Origin of the sequence: Methylobacterium sp. WL103 (genome assembly GCF_008039885.1) — a bacterium.
GTDB classification, from domain to species: Bacteria; Pseudomonadota; Alphaproteobacteria; order Rhizobiales; family Beijerinckiaceae; genus Methylobacterium; species Methylobacterium cerastii.
The window spans coordinates 1-929 of sequence record NZ_VRUX01001018.1; the positions used below are offsets into that span (position 1 = coordinate 1).

Annotated in this window: 1 protein-coding gene; it reads right to left on the minus strand. The window is 75.1% G+C overall.

The window, feature by feature from the left end:
* Positions 1-827: aminopeptidase P family N-terminal domain-containing protein (locus tag FV222_RS27460; RefSeq protein ID WP_187277511.1), on the minus strand; the 827-nt coding region annotated here is incomplete at its 3' end.
* Between the last annotated feature and the right edge of the window lie 102 nt (positions 828-929).

Below are 929 nucleotides of genomic sequence, written 5' to 3' on the forward strand. Positions count from 1 at the left end.
CCGGCGAGCTCGCCGAGCGCCGGCTCGAAGTCGTCCCGCGAGGCGATGTCGGCGACCGGGGCGAGCGCCGCCCGCGCCTCCTCCGTCACGTCGTGCGACACCAAGAACAGCCGCGGCCGCCCCTCGCGTGGCAGGATGGCGTAGCCCAGCGCCAGCGGCGTGTGCCCGACGTCGCCGCCGCGCAGGTTGAACGCCCAGGCGAGGTTGTGGGGATCGGAGATCACCAGCGCGTCGCACTGGCCGGCCTCCAGCTCCACGCGGATGCGCGCGATCTTGTCGCTCGCGGTTTCGCCGGCGAAGTCGAGCGGATGCGCGATCACGCGGCCCGCCGGCGGCTTCGGGCGGCCGGCCCAGACCGCGTCCACCGGGTTCTCCGATAGCGCCTTCACCGAGGCGCCGGCCTTGGCGGCCGCGCGCTCGAGGCGGGCGACCCCGTCGGGGGTGTGCAGCCACGGGTCGTAGCCGAGCACTGCGCCGCGCCGCAGGGTCCGGCCGATCCAGGCCTCGGCGGTGCTCTCGGCGAGGGGAACGACCGTGACGACGCCCGGGTCGACCTGTTCCGGCGCCTGGATGGTGTAGCGCCCGTCGACCATGAGTGCTGCGGCCTCGGCCAGGATCACGGCGGTGCCGGCCGAGCCGGTGAAGCCGGTGAGCCAGGCGAGCCGCTCGGCGTTGGCCGGGACGTATTCGGATTGGTGCTCGTCGGCGCGGGGCACGACGAAGCCGTCGATTCCAGCCTCGCGCAAGGCGGCGCGGAGGGCCGCGACGCGCTCAGGCCCCTTGCGGTGGCTCGGGTCGTCGAAGGTCTGGAATCGGGTGCGGGTCATGCGCCCACGGTATCGCCGGCGGCACCCCGCGGGCAACCGAACGCGGGCCGTTCGACCCGGATGGGTTCAGCGCCGGGCGGACCCGGCCAGCGGACGCGGCGC